The organism is Streptomyces sp. NPDC042346 (genome assembly GCF_055581845.1).
The window spans coordinates 257185-273349 of record NZ_JBVJEH010000011.1 but is presented as its reverse complement, the minus strand read 5'-3'; the positions used below and the strand labels follow the sequence as shown (position 1 = coordinate 273349).

12 protein-coding genes are annotated in these 16165 nt (G+C 74.0%); 4 read left to right on the top strand and 8 right to left on the bottom strand.

Annotated elements, in window-relative coordinates; all coding sequences use genetic code 11:
• The first annotated feature begins 69 nt into the window (after positions 1-69).
• On the top strand, positions 70-528 hold the full coding sequence (locus tag ACZ6K0_RS34945; RefSeq protein ID WP_469230358.1) for a hypothetical protein: 459 nt from the start codon (positions 70-72) through the stop codon (positions 526-528).
• A 145-nt stretch (positions 529-673) separates the two neighbouring features.
• Positions 674-2995, top strand: coding sequence for a protein translocase subunit SecD (secD, locus tag ACZ6K0_RS34940; RefSeq protein WP_469230360.1), 2322 nt, complete (start codon positions 674-676; stop codon positions 2993-2995).
• 134 nt (positions 2996-3129) lie between these two features.
• On the opposite strand, the gene mgt is transcribed toward secD, so the two are convergent.
• From mgt to ACZ6K0_RS34905, 7 genes are all read right to left on the bottom strand, one after another.
• On the bottom strand, positions 3130-4344 hold the full coding sequence (mgt, locus tag ACZ6K0_RS34935; RefSeq protein ID WP_469230362.1) for a macrolide-inactivating glycosyltransferase: 1215 nt from the start codon (positions 4342-4344) through the stop codon (positions 3130-3132).
• A gap of 166 nt (positions 4345-4510) precedes the next feature.
• Positions 4511-6166 (bottom strand): acyl-CoA dehydrogenase family protein, encoded by a 1656-nt coding sequence (locus ACZ6K0_RS34930; protein ID WP_376404021.1) that lies wholly within the window; start codon positions 6164-6166, stop codon positions 4511-4513.
• An 86-nt stretch (positions 6167-6252) separates the two neighbouring features.
• Complete coding sequence (locus ACZ6K0_RS34925; protein ID WP_376404019.1) at positions 6253-6864, bottom strand: TetR/AcrR family transcriptional regulator; 612 nt, start codon at positions 6862-6864, stop codon at positions 6253-6255.
• A 151-nt stretch (positions 6865-7015) separates the two neighbouring features.
• Complete coding sequence (locus tag ACZ6K0_RS34920) at positions 7016-8578, bottom strand: mucoidy inhibitor MuiA family protein (RefSeq protein ID WP_469230364.1); 1563 nt, start codon at positions 8576-8578, stop codon at positions 7016-7018.
• A gap of 8 nt (positions 8579-8586) precedes the next feature.
• The gene (locus ACZ6K0_RS34915; RefSeq protein ID WP_469230366.1) at positions 8587-10683 is read right to left on the bottom strand and encodes a DUF4139 domain-containing protein; all 2097 of its coding nucleotides are present in this window, start codon (positions 10681-10683) and stop codon (positions 8587-8589) included.
• A 147-nt stretch (positions 10684-10830) separates the two neighbouring features.
• Positions 10831-11262 (bottom strand): hypothetical protein, encoded by a 432-nt coding sequence (locus tag ACZ6K0_RS34910; RefSeq protein WP_469230368.1) that lies wholly within the window; start codon positions 11260-11262, stop codon positions 10831-10833.
• A gap of 89 nt (positions 11263-11351) precedes the next feature.
• Positions 11352-12332, bottom strand: a complete 981-nt coding sequence (locus ACZ6K0_RS34905) for a LacI family DNA-binding transcriptional regulator (protein WP_469230370.1) — start codon at positions 12330-12332, stop codon at positions 11352-11354.
• Positions 12333-12613: 281 nt separating this feature from the next.
• Between ACZ6K0_RS34905 and ACZ6K0_RS34900 the strand changes: the two genes are divergently transcribed.
• Positions 12614-14581, top strand: coding sequence for a ricin-type beta-trefoil lectin domain protein (locus tag ACZ6K0_RS34900; protein WP_469230372.1), 1968 nt, complete (start codon positions 12614-12616; stop codon positions 14579-14581).
• 48 nt (positions 14582-14629) lie between these two features.
• Here ACZ6K0_RS34900 and ACZ6K0_RS34895 read toward each other — a convergent pair whose 3' ends face one another.
• Complete coding sequence (locus tag ACZ6K0_RS34895; RefSeq protein ID WP_469230374.1) at positions 14630-15091, bottom strand: MarR family winged helix-turn-helix transcriptional regulator; 462 nt, start codon at positions 15089-15091, stop codon at positions 14630-14632.
• 107 nt (positions 15092-15198) lie between these two features.
• Here ACZ6K0_RS34895 and ACZ6K0_RS34890 point away from each other — a divergent pair, with 107 nt between their 5' ends.
• Positions 15199-16146, top strand: a complete 948-nt coding sequence (locus ACZ6K0_RS34890; protein ID WP_469230376.1) for a quinone oxidoreductase family protein — start codon at positions 15199-15201, stop codon at positions 16144-16146.
• Positions 16147-16165 lie beyond the last annotated feature (19 nt).

The following is a 16165-nucleotide window of genomic DNA, read 5'->3' as shown; positions in this document are numbered from 1 at the left end:
GCTGAGGCGCGAAGGAACTCAGGACACCGGGACGGCGTTTCAGGGAGAACGGGAAGAGGGGGGACACCAGTGGCACGCGCCGCGCGACAGCTCACGGCCCTCCTGCCCGCGATCCTCTGCGCGCTGTGGTCCCTGCTCCTGATCCCCGCGCCGAGCGCCCAGGCAGCGCCCGCCCCTCTGACCGCCACCTCCCCGGCCGCCACCGGCCCGGCGCCCGCCGTCGCGGCACCGCCCGCCGGCGCCGCGCACGCCACCGCGCACGCCACCGAGCACGCCGGATCCGGGCGCCTCACCACGTCGCCGGAGCCGCCCCACCTCGCGTCCGACGCCGTCGCCGAACTCCCGGCCGCCGTCGAGCACTCCGTACGGTTCCCGGCTCCGCCCGCCGCGCCCGCCGCCGCGGCGGTCGACCTCTCCGTACCCGCCCGTGGCGTCCTCGCGGGCGACCCCCGCCGTGAGCGTGCGCCGCCCGGCGACCGCCACGAGCCGCGCGACCCCCGCGCTCCTCCCACTCCCCGGCACAGCTGACGTTCTCCCGCGCCCGCCGTCCGGGCCATCGGCATGTCCCGGACCGGTCCGTCATCGGCGCGCATCCGACCGTTCGTCCGGCACGGACGGCAGGGCCCCGCCATGTGCGGAGGCCCGCCGCCGTGCGCCGCCCGTGGAGTCACCCATGTCACCCCTGTCCTCCCGTGCCGTCCTCTGGCGCGCGCTCCTCGCGCTCGCCGTCGTCGCGCTCTCCGTCTGGATCACCCTCACCACCCCGCCCCGTCTCGGACTCGATCTCCGGGGCGGGACCCGCATCGTCCTGGAGACCCAGGACACGCCCACGGTCCGCGCCGACGCCGCGGCCACCGACCGCGCCCTCGAAGTGCTCCGCAAGCGCGTCGACGGACTCGGCGTCGCCGAGCCCTCGCTCGCCCGCTCCGGAGAGCGGCGCATCGTCGTCGAGCTCCCCGGCCTCCGCGACCCGCACCAGGCCGCCGAGGTCATCGGCCGCACGGCGCAGCTCACCTTCCACGCCGTCACCGGCGCCGCCGAAGGACCGGCCGGTCCCGCGTCCGGCGACGGGACGCGCGTCCTCGCCGACCCGGACGCGCCGGGCCGCTTCCTCGCCCTGGCGGCACCCGCGCTCACCGGCGACGGCGTCGATGAGGCCGCGGCCACGCTCGACACCGTGAACGCCCGCGGCTGGACCGTCGACCTGTCCTTCCGCGACCGGGCCGCGGCCACCTGGGCGCGGCTCACCGGCGACGCCGCCTGCGCGGCACCCGGCGACCCGGCCCGCAGGGTCGCGATCGTGCTCGACGACCGGATCGTCTCCGCACCCGGCATGCAGTCCGGCGTGCCGTGCGGGGCGGGCATCGGCGGCGGCTCCGCGCAGATCACCGGCGGGTTCTCCGGGCAGGAGGCGCGCGACCTCGCGGCGCTCGTCCAGGGCGGCGCGCTGCCCGTCCCGGTGACGACCGTCGAACAGAGCACCGTGGGCCCGACGCTCGGCGCCGAAGCGATCCGGGCCAGCGCCCTCGCCGCCGTCATCGGCCTGGCCTGCACCGGCGTCTTCGTCATCGTCGTCTACCGGCTCCTCGGCCTCCTCGCCACCGTCGCCCTCCTGCTGTACGGGCTGATCTCGTACGCCGCCGTCGTCGCCCTCGGCGCCACGCTCACGCTCCCCGGACTCGCGGGCTTCGTCCTGGCCGTCGGCATCGCCGTGGACGCCAACGTCCTCGTCTTCGAACGGGCCAGGGAGGAGTACGCGGCCCTGGGCCGCCCCGCCGCGCGCGATCCGCGCCGTCCGGTGGCGACGGCCTTCGGCAAGGCGTGGAGCGCGGTCGCGGACTCCAACGTCACCACGCTCCTCGCGGCCGGCCTCCTCTTCGTCTTCGCCTCCGGCCCCGTCAAGGGCTTCGGCGTGACCCTCGCGATCGGCGTCGTCGCCTCCATGCTCACCGCGATGGTCATCACCCGGCTGCTGGCCGAGTGGGCACTGCGCCTGCCCGCCGTCCGAAAGCGGCCCGGGGTGACCGGCATCGCCGGCCTCGGCCGGCTGCGGAAGCGGCTGAACCGCCGTGTGCCCCGGCTGATGGCCCGTCGCCGGCGCTGGCTCACCGGCTGCGCCGCCCTCCTGATGGTGGCCCTGGCCGGGATCGGTGTCCGGGGCGTGGAACTCGGCGTCGAGTTCACCGGCGGCCGGGTCGTCCAGTACACGGCCGAACGCCCCGTGGACGCCGACACGGCGCGCGCGGCGGTCGTCGCCGCGGGCTTCTCCGACGCCGTCGTGCAGACCACAGGAGACAACGACGTCTCGGTCCGCACCCGCGAGACCGGCGACGGCGAGCAGCGGGAGATCCGCGAGGCGCTCACCCGGGTCGCGGGACCGGTGGCCGTGGAGCGCGACGACCTGATCGGCCCGAGCCTCGGCGGGGAGCTGCGCACCCACGCCCTCATCGCCCTCGGGCTGGCGGTGGCGGCACAACTCCTCTACCTGACCGTGCGGTTCCGCTGGACGTACGCGACGGCGACGGTCGCGGCGATGACCCAGGACGTGCTGCTGGTCGTCGGCCTGTTCGCCTGGCTGGGCAAGCCGGTCGACAGCGTGTTCCTGGCCGCGCTCCTGACCGTCGTCGGCTACTCCGTCAACGACTCCGTGGTCGTCCTCGACCGGCTGCGCGAACTGCGGCGCAGGGGCGGTGGCGTCCCGCTCGCCGACCTCGCCGACAGGGCCGTCGCCCAGACCCTTCCGCGCACGGTCAACACCGGGATGGGGGCGCTCTTCGTCCTGGTGGCGCTCGCCGTCCTGGGCGGGGACTCACTCACCGACTTCTCCGTCGCCGTCCTCGCCGGAGTGGTGTTCGGCATGGCGTCCACCGTCTTCACCGCGATGCCGCTGGCCGTCACCCTGGAGTCCCGCCACCCGGCCCCCGCGCCCCCGACACGGACCGCACCGCGTGCGCGGGCGGGCGCCGGCCGGGACCGCTCGGGCGCGGTGGTCTGACGACGGAGGCGGGTGCCCGTTCCCGGAGGAGGAACGGGCACCCGCCCGTGCGGCGGCCCGAGAAGACGACGATCCGGCCGTCGTGCGGGGTGAGGAGGAGTGGCACACGGGGTCAGGAGTCGTGGCGCACGGGGTCAGGACGCGCGCCGCACGGCCATTTCGAGCTCGGCCTCGATCAGGTCGGCCGCGCGACGCGTGCCTCCCTCCCTTGCCATGGCCTCCTGGATCCCGGCGGCCCGGCGCGCCACCTCGGGGTCGCCGACGAGACCGAGCACGGCCTCGCGGAGCCGCTCCGGGGTGACCTCCTCCATCGGCAGGTGCCGGGCGACCCCCAGGGCCTGGAGCATGTCGGCGTTCCCGAACTGGTCGACGGCCTGGGGGACGGCGACCATCGGCGTGGCGGTGGCAAGACCCTCCTGGCTGCCGCCCGCCCCCGCGTGCGTGACGAAGACGTCGGCCTCCCGCAGGATCGCCAACTGGGGCACCCAGGAGTGCACTTCGACGTTGTCCGGCAGCTCGCCGAGCTCGGCCGCGTCGACGAACCGGCCGATCTGCAGGACGACGTGCCAGTCCGGCAGCGCGCGGAACGCCTCCGCGCACGCCCGGTAGAACTCCGGCCGCTTGGTGAAGGAGGACCCCAGCGAGACCAGGACCACCTTCTCCGCGCCCGCCGGCCGCCGCCACTCGCCCTGCCCGGCCCGCGCTCCCCGGCAGGCGCCGACGAAGGTGTAGACGGACTCGTCGACCCGGTCGGCGTGCGGCTGGAGCGCCCGGGGAATGAGCACGAGCGCACGCCGCGGCGGCGCGATCAGCCGGTCCGGGTGGACGTCGACCCCGTGCTCGGCCAGCCACGCCTCGAACCGCGTGTAGTAGGCCTCGCCGCGCGGCGAGGCCTTGAGCTCGGCGGACCTCGGCGCGGCGACCTCCTCCTCGTACCCCTCCCACGGCACGAGGTTCGGCCACAGCGAGAGCGAGGGCACGCCCCACGTGTGGGCGAGGACGGGGGCCGGATAGGCCGTGATGTCGTGGAGGACCAGATCGGGCCGATCCTCCTCGAAGGCCTTCGCGAGCTGCGGTAACGCCTGCACGGCGTCGGTCAGGAACGGCTCGACGTGGTCGATCGGCGCGGTGCCCCAGGCGTCCGGGTCGTCGTCGGTCGGCAGCGTCGAGGCGTAGACGACGGGCGTGGCCCCGGTCTCCGCGACCTTCTCGGCGAAGGGGGCGGGGATGGCGTAACTGACGCGGTGGCCGCGCACGACGAGCTCGCGGATGACGTCCAGGCTCGGATTCACGTGCCCGTGGGCGGCGATGGAGAACATGGCGAGGTGGGCGGGGGGAGCGGTGGTCATGGCGGACACCCTAGATACGGCGATACGGGCCGATTGCCCCGCGAAGTGGCGTGCCGTTCCTCGGTGTACGCGCCCGGCGCCCGCCCTCGGGGGTGACTCGTACGAGAGGGCGGGCGCCGGGACTGCCGTTCGGTGGGCCACTCGGAAGCGGCGGACTGACGGGCGGCTACCGGGGCAGGCGGTCGAGCAGCGCCGCGAAGTCGGTGCCCGCCGGAAGGGTGCCGAAGGCGAGACCGCGGTCGCCGGCGAGCCGGGACGCGCAGAACGCGTCGGCGACGGCGGCCGGGGAATGGCGGACCAGCAGCGAGCCCTGGAGGACGAGGGCGGCCCGCTCGATGAGCCGCCGGGCGCGCAGCGGCGCGTCCTCGGTGAGGACGAGCTCCGCGCGCAGCTCGCGCCACGCGGCGTCGAGCCGCCGGTCCGCTCCGAGGGCGGCCCCGATCTCCGCGCCGAACGCCTCCAGGGACTCCGGCTCACGGGCCAGCGCGCGCAGCATGTCGAGGGCGTTGACGTTGCCGGAGCCCTCCCAGATGCCGTTGAGCGGGGCGTCGCGGTAGAGGCGGGGCAGGCCGGACGCCTCGTCGTAGCCATTGCCGCCGAGACACTCCAGGGCTTCCGCGACCGCGGCCGGCTGCCGCTTGCAGACCCAGTACTTGCCGACCGCGGTGGCCAGCCGAAGGAACGCGCTCTCCCTGGCGTCGCCGCGCTGGGCGCGGTCCGCCGCCCCGGCCAGGCGCAGCGCGAGCGCGGTGGCGGCCTCCGACTCCAGGCCGAGGTCGGCCAGGACGTTCCGCATCAGCGGCTGCTCGACGAGCCGCGCGCCGAAGACGGACCGGTGGCGCGCGTGGTGCGCGGCCTGGGCGAGCGCGGCGCGGGTGCCGGACGCGGAGCCGAGCACACAGTCAAGCCGGGTCATGGTCACCATGTCGATGATGGTGCGCACCCCCTTGCCCTCGTCGCCGACGAGCCAGGCGACGGTGTCGTCGAACTCGGGCTCGCTGCTGGCGTTGGAGCGGTTGCCGAGCTTGTCCTTGAGCCGCTGGATGCGGAACGTGTTGCGGCTGCCGTCGGGCAGCACGCGCGGCACGAGGAAACAGGAGAGGCCGCCGGGAGCCTGGGCGAGGACGAGGAAGAGGTCGTTCATCGGGGCGCTGGTGAACCACTTGTGCCCCCGCAGCCGCCAGGTCCCGTCCGGCTGCTCCTCGGCGGTGGTGGTGTTGGCCCGGACGTCGGTGCCGCCCTGCTTCTCCGTCATGCCCATCCCGGCGAGCAGACCGCGCTTCCCGCCGGGGGCGCGCAGCCCCGGGTCGTACACCCGACTCGTCAGCAACGGCTCGTACACGGCGGCGAGTTCGGGGGAGCGGCGCAGTGCCGGGACGACCGCGTACGTCATGGAGACCGGGCAGCCGTGCCCGGCCTCGGTGCTGCTCCACACCATGAAGCCGGCGGCGCGCGCCACATGGGCGCCGGGCCGCGGGTCGGCCCAGGCGCTGCCCGCGAGCCCCTCGCTGATCGCCACGTCCATCAGGGCGTGGTACGACGGGTGGAAGTCGACCTCGTCGACGCGGTGGCCGTAGCGGTCGTGGGTGCGCAGCACCGGCTCGTACCGATTGGCCTCGTCGGCCCAGCGCTGTGTCTCCTCGCTGCCGGCCAGCCGGCCGACCCGGTGCAGGTCGTCGAGGTACCACTCCGCGCCCTCGCGGCGCACCCCCTCGATCAGCACCGGGTCGTCGGCGACGTCGTGGCCCACGAGGGGCGGGGGCTGGTTGGTCACCTCGTGCGTCACGGCGCTCGGGGCGGTGCGGGGGACGGTGGCGGTCATCGGTCTCCTCCGGGTGACGAGGGGTGACGAGGGGTGACGAGAAGTGGAAGGGGGCGCTGGCGTCGAAATGGAAGGGGGCGCTGGCGTCACGGAGCCGGTGCGGCGCCCGCGCAGCGCAGGGCCATGGCGACGAGCTCGACGAGGAGTTCCTCGGTGCTGCCCTCGTCGGGAGTGGCGAGCGGGTCGACGAGGACCTCGCCGATCGCGCCGGTGAGGGCGGCGGCGGTGATCCGGCCGTCCTGGGGCGGCAGCAGCCCCGCCGCCATGCCCTGCTCGACCGTCTCGGCGAACAGGGCCCGGTAGCGCAGGCGGTAGGCGAGCCGCTCGGCGCCGACGGCCGGTTCGGCGGGCGCGGCGAGGAGCGCGTAGGCCAGACCGCGGTTCTCCAGGGCGCGCCGGGCGAAGGTCTCGACGCCGCGGGTGAGGCGCTCTACGGGGTCGCCGTCGCCGCGCAGCACCTCGCCGATGACCTCGACCTCGTGCCCGGACGCCCGCCGGAACACCTCGACGGCGAGGGCCGCCTTCGACGGGAAGTGCTGGTAGACCGAGCCGGCGGCGATTCCGGCCGCGTCGGCGACCGCCGTCACGGACGCCTGCGCCCAGCCGACCTCGGCGACGACCTCGGTCGCCCGGGCGACGAGATGGTCGCGGGCGGTTTCGAGGCGGCGCATTTCGGCGGGGGTCTTGCGGTAGGCCATGGAAGAAGTGAAGCATCATTCAGAGCTTCTGGCCATGGCCGTACACGGACGCACAGCATCGAGGCGCGTCAGGAGAACCTGACGCGCCTCGATGCTGTGCTGGACGACACCGTTCGCTCGGCTATTGCGCCTGCTGCTGCCGCCGTCGCCGTCAGAGACCGGTGACCTTGGCGCTCGCCGACAGTTCGTAGACGAGGGTGACCGTGCGGCGGCCGCCGGGCGGGAGAGCGACGTCCCAGCGGGCGATGCCCTCGGCGTCGACCTCGTCCGGCACCGGCGAGCTCGCGCCCTTGGCGAGACGCACCTCCACCGCCGACACCTCGGAGACGGGGATCCGCTCCCGGAGCGCGACCACCCGCTCCCCGCGCTCCCCGGGAGCGGAGAACCGGGACAGATGCAGCCGCACCGTGCGGGTGACCAGGGTCCGCTGGGTGATCCCGGTGGTGTCGCGCGTCTCCTCGGTCTCCCGGACGACCCGGTAGTCGTCGCAGCTGCCGAAGGCCAGCTCTACGGGGGCGCCGGGAGCGGTGAAGTCCAGCGTGCCGCGACCGCCGAAACCGCTGTCGCGGACCAGGTCCACGGGACCGGCGAGGAGCGCGTGGCCGGACAGGTTGTCGAACCGCACGACCTGGGTGACCAGGGGAGACAGCTCGGGCGAGCAGGCGTACTCCCGATGCGCTGCCGTCGTGAACGCGGAGAGCGGTACGCGGTGGGCGCGCCCGTCGCCGGGCACCGAGACCGGCACGGGGGCCCTCAGGACCCGCGCCTCGCCGCCGTCGTCGACGCCCGGCAGACCGAGCACCGGAGCCGGGCCGAGGCTCCCGATCTCCTCCTCGCGCAGCTCGACGTCGACCGTACGTCGCTCCGCCGCCGAGCGGTCCTTGAGCGTCAGCCGGTCCTCGCCGAGCAGCGGCGGATCGGTGGCCAGCGCCGACCGGGCCGTCGACAGGGTCAGCCGTACGTCCGACCAGTCCTCGCCCGTGCGCTGCCAGACCACCGCCTCGGTCTCCAGCGTCAGGGACTCCCCGTCGAGGACGGCCCGGTAGGCGGGCCGCCACAGCGCACACGGGGTGAGATGGCTCAGCCGCAGGGCGGCCGGCCCGGCGGCCGAGGCCTCCACGGTGAGCTCGACATGGCCGATCAGCTCGGCGGGCTTGTCCTCGGCGAGTTCCATTGCACGGTGGGAGTCGCCGAGTTCGGCGGATGCGGCCGACAACCGCGCTTCCACTGTGCGGAGTCGCTCACCGTGCTCGTCGCGCTCCTCGTCCACCCGGTCCAACTCGCGCTCCCAGCGGGACCGTTCGTTCTCGCCGTGACCACTGCCCTCGCCGATCTCCCGCAGCACGTCCGTGGCGAGTCTGCCCAGCAGGTCGAGACGGGCGCGGAGCCGCTCGCGCCGCTGTTCCAGGGTGACCCGCTCCTCTTCGAGGGCGTGGACGCGGCGGCGCAGGGCGGAGTCGTCGTCGGCCGACGGCAGCGGGCCGCGCGGCGTCCAGTCGCGGACGATCCGCACGTCGAGTACGGTCGCGGGCCCGTCGGCGGTCAGCTCGGCATGGAGCGTACGGCCGACGGCCAGCGCGCTGACCGGCCCGAGGCGCAGCCGCTGGACCCCGGCCCGCAGGTCGAGCACGGCGGAGCGTTCGACGTGGGCGCGGTCCTCAAGGCACGTGACGGCGGTGACGGGGAGGGCGATCGGCTTCGGGGCCGTGGACATGGCGGGTGTCAACTCCTGCGGTTGCCGCCGACCAGGGCCTTGCCGGTCGGGATGCGGATCTCGTAACCGCCGTCGAGGGCGGTGGTGGCACCTGCGGGCAGTTCCACCCGCCAGACGCGGGTGCCCGGCGCATGACGCTCGCCCCCCGCGTCCTCGGCGGGTGCCGTCCAGTCGGCGCGCTCCTCGATCCGGACGTCCGGATCGGAGGTGACCGGCACCCGCTCGCGGACCTCGACGGTGACGGGCCGCGCGAGCCCGTTCGCCAGCTCCACGTGGACGCGGTGGTCGAGGACGGTGGTGTTGTTGCGCAGGCCCGACGTCGACTCGTGGAGGTTCGTGCGCCGTGTGACCCGGATGCCCTCGGCGGCCCCGAGCCCGACGCGGCGGACCCCGCCGGGGGCGAGCGTCGGCAGCGCTGCGGTCAGCAGGAAGTCGTCGTCGACCGTGACCTCGACCGGCCCCGCGAGGAGCGCCTGACCGGTGGCGTTGTCGAGGACCAGCGTCGCGTACACCGTCTGCTCCAGGGACGGCACGCAGAGGTACTCGGTGCGCAGGCCGACCGGGATCTCACCGACGGCGACGGTGTGCCAGGTGCCGTCCGAGGGGATGTCGGCGCGGGCGGTGGCGTCGTAGCGGTGGTCGAAGGAACCGGCCGACACGCGGGGCCGCACGGCGTGTCCGGGCAGCGGCAGCGCGGCCACCGCCTCGGCCCGGCGACGGTGCTCGGCCGCCACGGCGTCGAACGGGGCGTCGGGAAACAGTCGGCCCCTGCGCGCACCCCGCTCGTCGGGGGCGGACAGGGCCAGGGCGGCGTAGTCGAGCTCGGCGTCGCTCGGCAGCGGCGGGCCGGGCACCGGCGCCGGGGGAGGCGGCGGTGCGGCGGCGCCGGGAGCGGACGGTGCCGACGGAGCCATGCGCGCCGGGGGAGCGGGGGCACCCGCGAAGGACCCGTCGACGGAACGCCGCCGGGCCTCCGGCGGCGGACCCGCCGGCCGGGCGCGTCCGGGCGGGAGCCCGGTGGCGGGGGGCATCCCGCCGCCGAAGGCCTCGGGGGCGCCGCCGTACCCCTGCGGCGCCGACGGAGCCGGGGGCGGCGGTGGAGGTGGCGGTGGCGGGGCGGAACCGGGCCCGGCGGCGGCCGCCCCGGCCCAGGCCGCTGCCCCGTGGACGGCAGGACGCGGCCCCGCCGCGTCGTAGCCGGAGAACAGGTCGGCGAGCCCCGCCGGGGGCTCGCGCCAGCCGGACGGTGCGGGGGCCGCCTGACGGCGTCCGACGCGGATCGAGCGGAGCCGCGGCAGGTCGGTACGGCGCCGGAGATCGGCGGTGGCCAGGGCGACGCGCACTCCGGTCCAGTCCTCGCCGGTGCGCTGGGCGACCGAGGCGCGCAGCACGAGCCGTCCGGTGCCGTCGCCCTGTCGGTGGTGGAGCCGGTACGCCGGTACCCAGACGGCACCGGGCACCCCGTACTCCACCTCGACCTCGACGTCACGGACTTCGGCGTCGACGCCGTCGAGAGTCAGGACCGCACTGACCGAGGTGTCCACGTGCGCCGCAGGGGCGTCGGTGGAGGCGCGGTCGAGCCGGTCGGTGGCGACGCTCAGCTCGTGCTCGGTGAGGCGCAGCGCCTCCTCCAGCTCGACGAGGCGCGTGTGCAGTCCCGTCAGCCGGTCGTCGACGAAGTCGGCGAGCTCCAGCCAGGCGTCGACCGGGGTACGGCGGTGGGGATCCTCGCGCTTGCGGGCGGGCGCGATCGGGCGGAGGGCCTGGACCTCCTTGACGCGCTCCTGCTGCCGGTCCCGGCGCCCCCGCGCCGCCGCGTACGCGTCGCGGAGCCGCTCGACCTCGCGCCGCAGCGCGTCGGGCACCTCGGGGCCGTGCGGCTCGGCCTCGACCTCCACCCGCGCCTCGGTGACCCGTACTCCGGCGCCGCCCCGGACGCGCGCCCGCAGCGAACCGGCGTCCAGTGAACGGGGCAGCCCCGTCACCCGTACCCGTCCGTCGGACGGCACGACGCCCCGCGCGAGCCGCGTGCAGACGGCACCCTGTGCGTACACGACGACCGCATCGAGGGTCGACCCCCACCGCTGTTCCACCCCAGCCGCCATGTGCTCCGCCCCCACCGCATCGATTCCGCCCGAAGCCTACGCCCAGCGGATCCCCCGGACCGCGTCTTTTATCGGCGGATCACGCCGCCGGCGGGCAAGGGGCCCGTCGACGTGCCGAAGGAAGGAAGGATGAGGACGCGAGAGCCGTCACGACGCGGGTGCTTGAGGATCCGAGCGCAGCCCCAGCACACTGTGCTGGATGGCTCCGGCGGGGACGTCGTCGGAGTTCGCCCCCCGGCGCGTCAACTCCACCAGTTTCGCCCGGAGATCCGGAGACGGCTCGCCCAGCACGATGGAGCCGAGGACCAGTTCGAGCATCACGGCGTCGTAGTCGTCGTCCGTCGCCCTGAGGCGCTCGGGGTCGCGTTCGACCACGGCGCCGGTGATACGCCGTCCGCCGCCGTCGACCGGCGCGAAGGTCGCCTCGTAGACCCCGAAGCCGGTCCAGCTCCGGTGCAGGAAGACGACGTCGCCCTCCGTGAAGACATTCCACTTCTCGTCCATGCCGTGTGCCGCGTAGCCCCGCTGGATGCGGTCCCAGTCGTCGTCCGACCAGATCCGTCGGGGCAGTAGGGGCATCGGCCGAGGATCCGATATCGGCTTCAGGCGACGGGAGAGGGAGGACCGGGTCACGCGGTCGTCAGCGGGCATGCCGGGATCCTACGAGCTCACGGCGCGGGCGCGGAGCCTCGGACGATCAACTCGGTCGGCAGGACGAGGGGTTCGTCGGGAATCGGGCCGCCCCCGAGACCGGCCAGCAGCATCCGGGCCGCGGCGCTGCCCATCTCCCGCATCGGCTGGCGGACCGTGGTCAGCGGCGGTTCGGTGTGCCGGGCCATCGGGAGGTCGTCGAAGCCGACGACGGCGACGTCGTCGGGGACGTGCAGGCCCGCCTCGCGCAGGGCGCGCAGCGCTCCCGCGGCGATCAGGTCGTTGTGCGCGAAGACGCAGTCGAAGGGCCGCCGCGCCGCGAGCGTCCGCTCGACGGCCTCCCGGCCGGTCGCCTCGGTGAACTCGCCCTCGACGACGAGGCCGGTGGGCAGGACGTCCACGAACCCGGCGAGCCTCTCCCGTACGCAGCCGAAGTCCCGGCGGCCGGTGACGACGAGCGGCCGGGAGCGGCCCGAGGCCAGGAGATGGCCCGCCGCCGACGCGCCGCCCGCGCGGTTCGTCGTCGCGACCGAGGGGAAGGCCGGGCGGTGCCCGCGGTCGTCGACGAGGACCACGGGCAGCCCGCGGCGGTGCAGGTCCGTGAGGGTGTCGAGGGTGTTCTCCGGCTCGACGACGAGCAGTCCGTCGAAGGCGCGGGCGGAGACCTGTCCGATGAAGTGGCGCACCGAGTCGGGCCCCCGGCGGCAGGTGTACAGGAGCAGGCCGTACCCGGCGGCCTCGACCGTGTCGGCGACGCCCTGGAGGACCTCGCCGATCCAGGGCCAGGTGAGCGACGGCGTCAGCATGCCGACCGTACGGCTCGCGCCACGGGCCAGACCGACGGCGCCGGAGCTCGGCACATAGGCCAGCCGACCGATCACTTCACGAACACGGGCGGCGGTGGCGGAGTCCACCTCGGCCCCGGTGTTGAGGACCCGGGACACGGTCGTCTTGCTGACCCCCGCCTCACGTGCGACGTCGGCGATCGTGACACGCATCGGGAGCCTCCGCGTCTGGGGACGACATCGCTGTCGGAACCGCTTCCGGAACCGGTTCCGGTGCCGTGCGCAGAGTCAACAGCCGGACGGGATCGGCGTCAAGACTTCACGACGGAACGGCGATGAGGGCAAGTCAGCCCAGTAGTAAGAGAGTTGTTCGTTCAGGAAGTGAATGCGGGGAGCCTTGACGGGACGGCCCATCGGCAGTTCACTCACGCCTCGGAACACCCACGACTCGGTCCGCGGACCCCCCACCCACACCCGCCGAGAAGGGCACCACCATGCTCCGTTCGACGCACAGGACACCGCTCGCCGACCACCCGACCCGAGGCCGATCGACCCGGAGCCGCCCGCCGGGCGGCCCGCTCACGGGATCGCACCGCACCGGATCGCTCCTCACCCGAGCACTCCTCGCGGGCGCCCTCGCCACCGTCGGCCTCACCGGACTCTCCGCCGCCCCCGCGCAGGCCTCCGGCGAGCAGGTGAACATCTGGCTCACCACCACGGACGACTCCGGCGGCCGGCACGTCACGCGAGGACTCCAGCAGCAGACCCCGCTCGCCTTCCAGGACGGGAACGGTGGTGGCGGCACGAACATCACCGTCGACGAGAACACCCGCTACCAGACCTTCACCGGCGGTGGCGCCTCCTTCACCGACACCGCCGCCTGGCTCATGAAGGGCTCCGGAGCCCTCACCCAGGCGACCAGGGACGCCACGATGAAGAAGCTCTTCTCGCCGACCGAGGGCATCGGCCTCTCCTTCGTCCGCAATCCCATGGGCGGCTCGGACCTGGCCCGGTTCGGCTACACGTACGACGACCTCCCGGCGGGCCAGTCCGACCCCGCGCTCGCGAAGTTCTCCCTCGCCCACGACCTCCAGGACGTGCTGCCCCTGACCCGGCAGGCCCGGCAGCTGAACCCCGGCCTCACCCTGGTCGCCTCGCCCTGGACCGCGCCCGCCTGGATGAAGGACAGCGGGCAGCTCAACGGCGGCTGGCTCAAGGCCGAGTACTACGGCGCTTACGCCGACTACTTCGTGAGGTACCTCCAGGGCTGGCGCGACCAGGGCGTCTCCGTCGACTACGTCACTGCCCAGAACGAGCCGACCTGCTGCTCCGGCTACCCGTCGATGAGCTGGAACGGCTCGGGGCTCGCGTACTTCACCAAGAACGAACTGCTCCCCAGGCTCCAGTCCGCCGGCCTGCCCACCAAGGTGCTGGCCCACGACTGGAACTGGGACACGTACGACGCCTACGCCGCCCCGACCGTGGACGACGCGGCGGTCCGCAGCCACCCGAACTTCGGCGGTGTCGCCTGGCACGGCTACGGCGGGAACATCGCCGAGCAGACCCAGGTCCACGAGCGGTACCCGCAGCTCGACGCCTTCCAGACGGAGCACTCCGGCGGCACCTGGATCGCCCACCAGCAGCGCGAGGACATGATGAACATCATCGACTACACCCGGAACTGGGCGAAGTCGGTGACCAAGTGGTCCCTCGCGGTCGACCAGAACCGCGGCCCGCACAACGGCGGCTGCGGTACCTGCGACGGCCTGATCACCGTCCACAATGGCGACTCCCGCCACGGCCAGGTCGACTACACCGTCGAGTACTACACGATGGGCCACCTCACGAAGTTCGTGAAGCCCGGGGCGCACCGGATCGCCTCCACGGCCAGTACGGCCGTGCCGAACGTGGCCTGGCGCAACCCCGACGGCTCCAAGGCCCTCCTCGCCTACAACGACTCGGCGAACGCGCAGACGATGACCGTCAACTGGGGCGGACAGCGCTACACGTACTCCCTGCCCGGCAGGACCTCCGCCACCTTCACCTGGGCGGGCGCCCCGACCGGGGGCCAGGACCGCACCGGCACCCTGCGGGGCCTCGACGGAAAGTGCCTCGACGTGGCCGGCGGCGCCACCGCCGACGGGACCCCCGTCCAGCTCTGGGAGTGCAACGGCTCCGCGGCGCAGCGCTGGACCCTCCGGGCCGACGGAACGGTCCAGGCGCTCGGCAAGTGCCTGGACGTGACCACGGGTGCGACGACCGACGGCGCCAAGGTCCAGCTCCACACCTGCAACGGCTCCGGCGCGCAGCTCTGGCGCCACGAGTCCGCCTCGGCCGACCTGGTCAACATCCCCGCGGACAAATGCCTCGACGCCACCGGCAACACGTCGGCCAACGGCACCAGGGCACAGATCTGGTCCTGCACGGGCGCGGCCAACCAGAAGTGGTCCCTTGGTAGTTGAGTCTCCGCGGCCTGCGGCCCGTGGCCCGTGTGCCGTGGGCCCGCGGGCTCAGGGGGTGGGCCGGGTCGCCGCGTGGCGCGTCTGCTGGGTCAGTACGGCGGTGGCGCGTTCCAGGAGTTCGCAGAGTGCGGTGTGTTCGGCGGGCGTGAACGCGTCGGTGAGGGCGCGCTCCAGGATGACCACCTCCTGGTAGGCGCGGTCCAGCAGCGTCCGGCCCGCGTCGGTCAGGGTGGCGATCTGCACCTTGGCGTGCACGGGGGACGTCTCGCGGCGGATCAGTTCCTTGGTCTCCATGTTGGCCAGCACGCTGCTCATGCTCTGCTGCGTGACGCCGCAGGACCGGGCCAGTTGGGCGCCGGACATGCCGCCCTCGCGCGCGAGGGTCAACAGCACGGTGTACTGCGTCATGGTCAGCCCGTAGGCACGCAGCACTGCTTCGTGGTGCGCCATCAGCGCCTGCTCCGACCGCCTGATCCGGGTGCAGAGGTCGTGTTCGATCGGGGCTTCCACCGCGTACTCTCCCAGGCCGTTAACAGGTTCATGGGTTGACTCAGGAACCTTAGATACCTACCGTTCTCGACTGTAAGGATACTGAGTCAACGCAGGGGGCTGTATTCATGAAGGCTGTCGTTCTCGACATCGACGACCACTACCGGGTGACCGAGCGGGAAGAGCCCGCCCCCGGCCCCGGTCAGGTGGCGATCCGCGTCGCGTACGCGGGGATCCAGTGGGGCGACACCATGGTCCGGGACGGCCACTTCGCCGTTCCCCGGCCCTTCGTCCCGGGGTTCGAGGCGTCCGGGCACATCGTCGCGGTCGGCGCGGGTGTCGACGTACGCCGTGTCGGTGAAGCCGTCACCGCGCTGACCACCGCGGGCGCCTACGCCGAGGTGGTCCTGGCACCCGCCACGCTCACGCTGGGCATCGGCGGCCTGCCGCTGAGGACGGCCGCGGGTCTCGGGTGGGGAGCGCCGACCGCCTACGACCTGATCAACACCGTCGCCCGCGTGCTGCCCGGCGACAGCGTGCTGATCCATGGCGCCGCCGGCTCGGTCGGCACGCTGGCCGCCCAGTTCGCCCGACTGGCCGGAGCGGGCCGCGTCGTCGGTGTCGTCGGCACTGCCGAAAGGGCCGAATACGCCGCACGGTTCGGGTACGACCGGCTCCTGCTCCGCGAGGAGTTCCCGGCCGGGCTCGGCGACGAGCAGCCCGACGTCATCCTCGACCCGGTCGGCGGCTCGACCCGCACCGCCGGCCTCGGGCGGCTCGCGGCACACGGCCGACTGGTCGCGTACGGCAACATCGCCACGCACGAACCCGTCTCCGCCGACGCCAACGACCTCCTCATGCAGGGCGCGTCACTTCTGACCTACAACAGCAACCTGCTCGCTCGGACCCACCCCGAGCGGCTCGCCGACAGTGCCCGCCGCGCACTCGGCCTCGTCGCCGACGGCAAGGTCCGCCTGGACATCACCGCCGAGTACGCCCTCGGGAGCCTGGACACGGCGGTGCGGCACCTCGCCGAGGGGACAACCTTGGGCAAGAGCGTCCTCCGCGTCGCCTGACAAGCCGCACCCCGCATCT

What these genes read in the sequence shown, in the direction of transcription:
- secD (WP_469230360.1), top strand. Translation starts at nt 674, where the DNA reads ATGTCACCCCTGTCCTCCCGTGCCGTCCTCTGGCGCGCGCTCCTCGCG.
- mgt (WP_469230362.1), bottom strand. Translation starts at nt 4,344, where the DNA reads ATGACCACCGCTCCCCCCGCCCACCTCGCCATGTTCTCCATCGCCGCC.
- ACZ6K0_RS34930 (WP_376404021.1), bottom strand. Translation starts at nt 6,166, where the DNA reads ATGACCGCCACCGTCCCCCGCACCGCCCCGAGCGCCGTGACGCACGAG.
- ACZ6K0_RS34925 (WP_376404019.1), bottom strand. Translation starts at nt 6,864, where the DNA reads ATGGCCTACCGCAAGACCCCCGCCGAAATGCGCCGCCTCGAAACCGCC.
- ACZ6K0_RS34920 (WP_469230364.1), bottom strand. Translation starts at nt 8,578, where the DNA reads ATGTCCACGGCCCCGAAGCCGATCGCCCTCCCCGTCACCGCCGTCACG.
- ACZ6K0_RS34915 (WP_469230366.1), bottom strand. Translation starts at nt 10,683, where the DNA reads ATGGCGGCTGGGGTGGAACAGCGGTGGGGGTCGACCCTCGATGCGGTC.
- ACZ6K0_RS34910 (WP_469230368.1), bottom strand. Translation starts at nt 11,262, where the DNA reads ATGCCCCTACTGCCCCGACGGATCTGGTCGGACGACGACTGGGACCGC.
- ACZ6K0_RS34905 (WP_469230370.1), bottom strand. Translation starts at nt 12,332, where the DNA reads ATGCGTGTCACGATCGCCGACGTCGCACGTGAGGCGGGGGTCAGCAAG.
- ACZ6K0_RS34900 (WP_469230372.1), top strand. Translation starts at nt 12,614, where the DNA reads ATGCTCCGTTCGACGCACAGGACACCGCTCGCCGACCACCCGACCCGA.
- ACZ6K0_RS34890 (WP_469230376.1), top strand. Translation starts at nt 15,199, where the DNA reads ATGAAGGCTGTCGTTCTCGACATCGACGACCACTACCGGGTGACCGAG.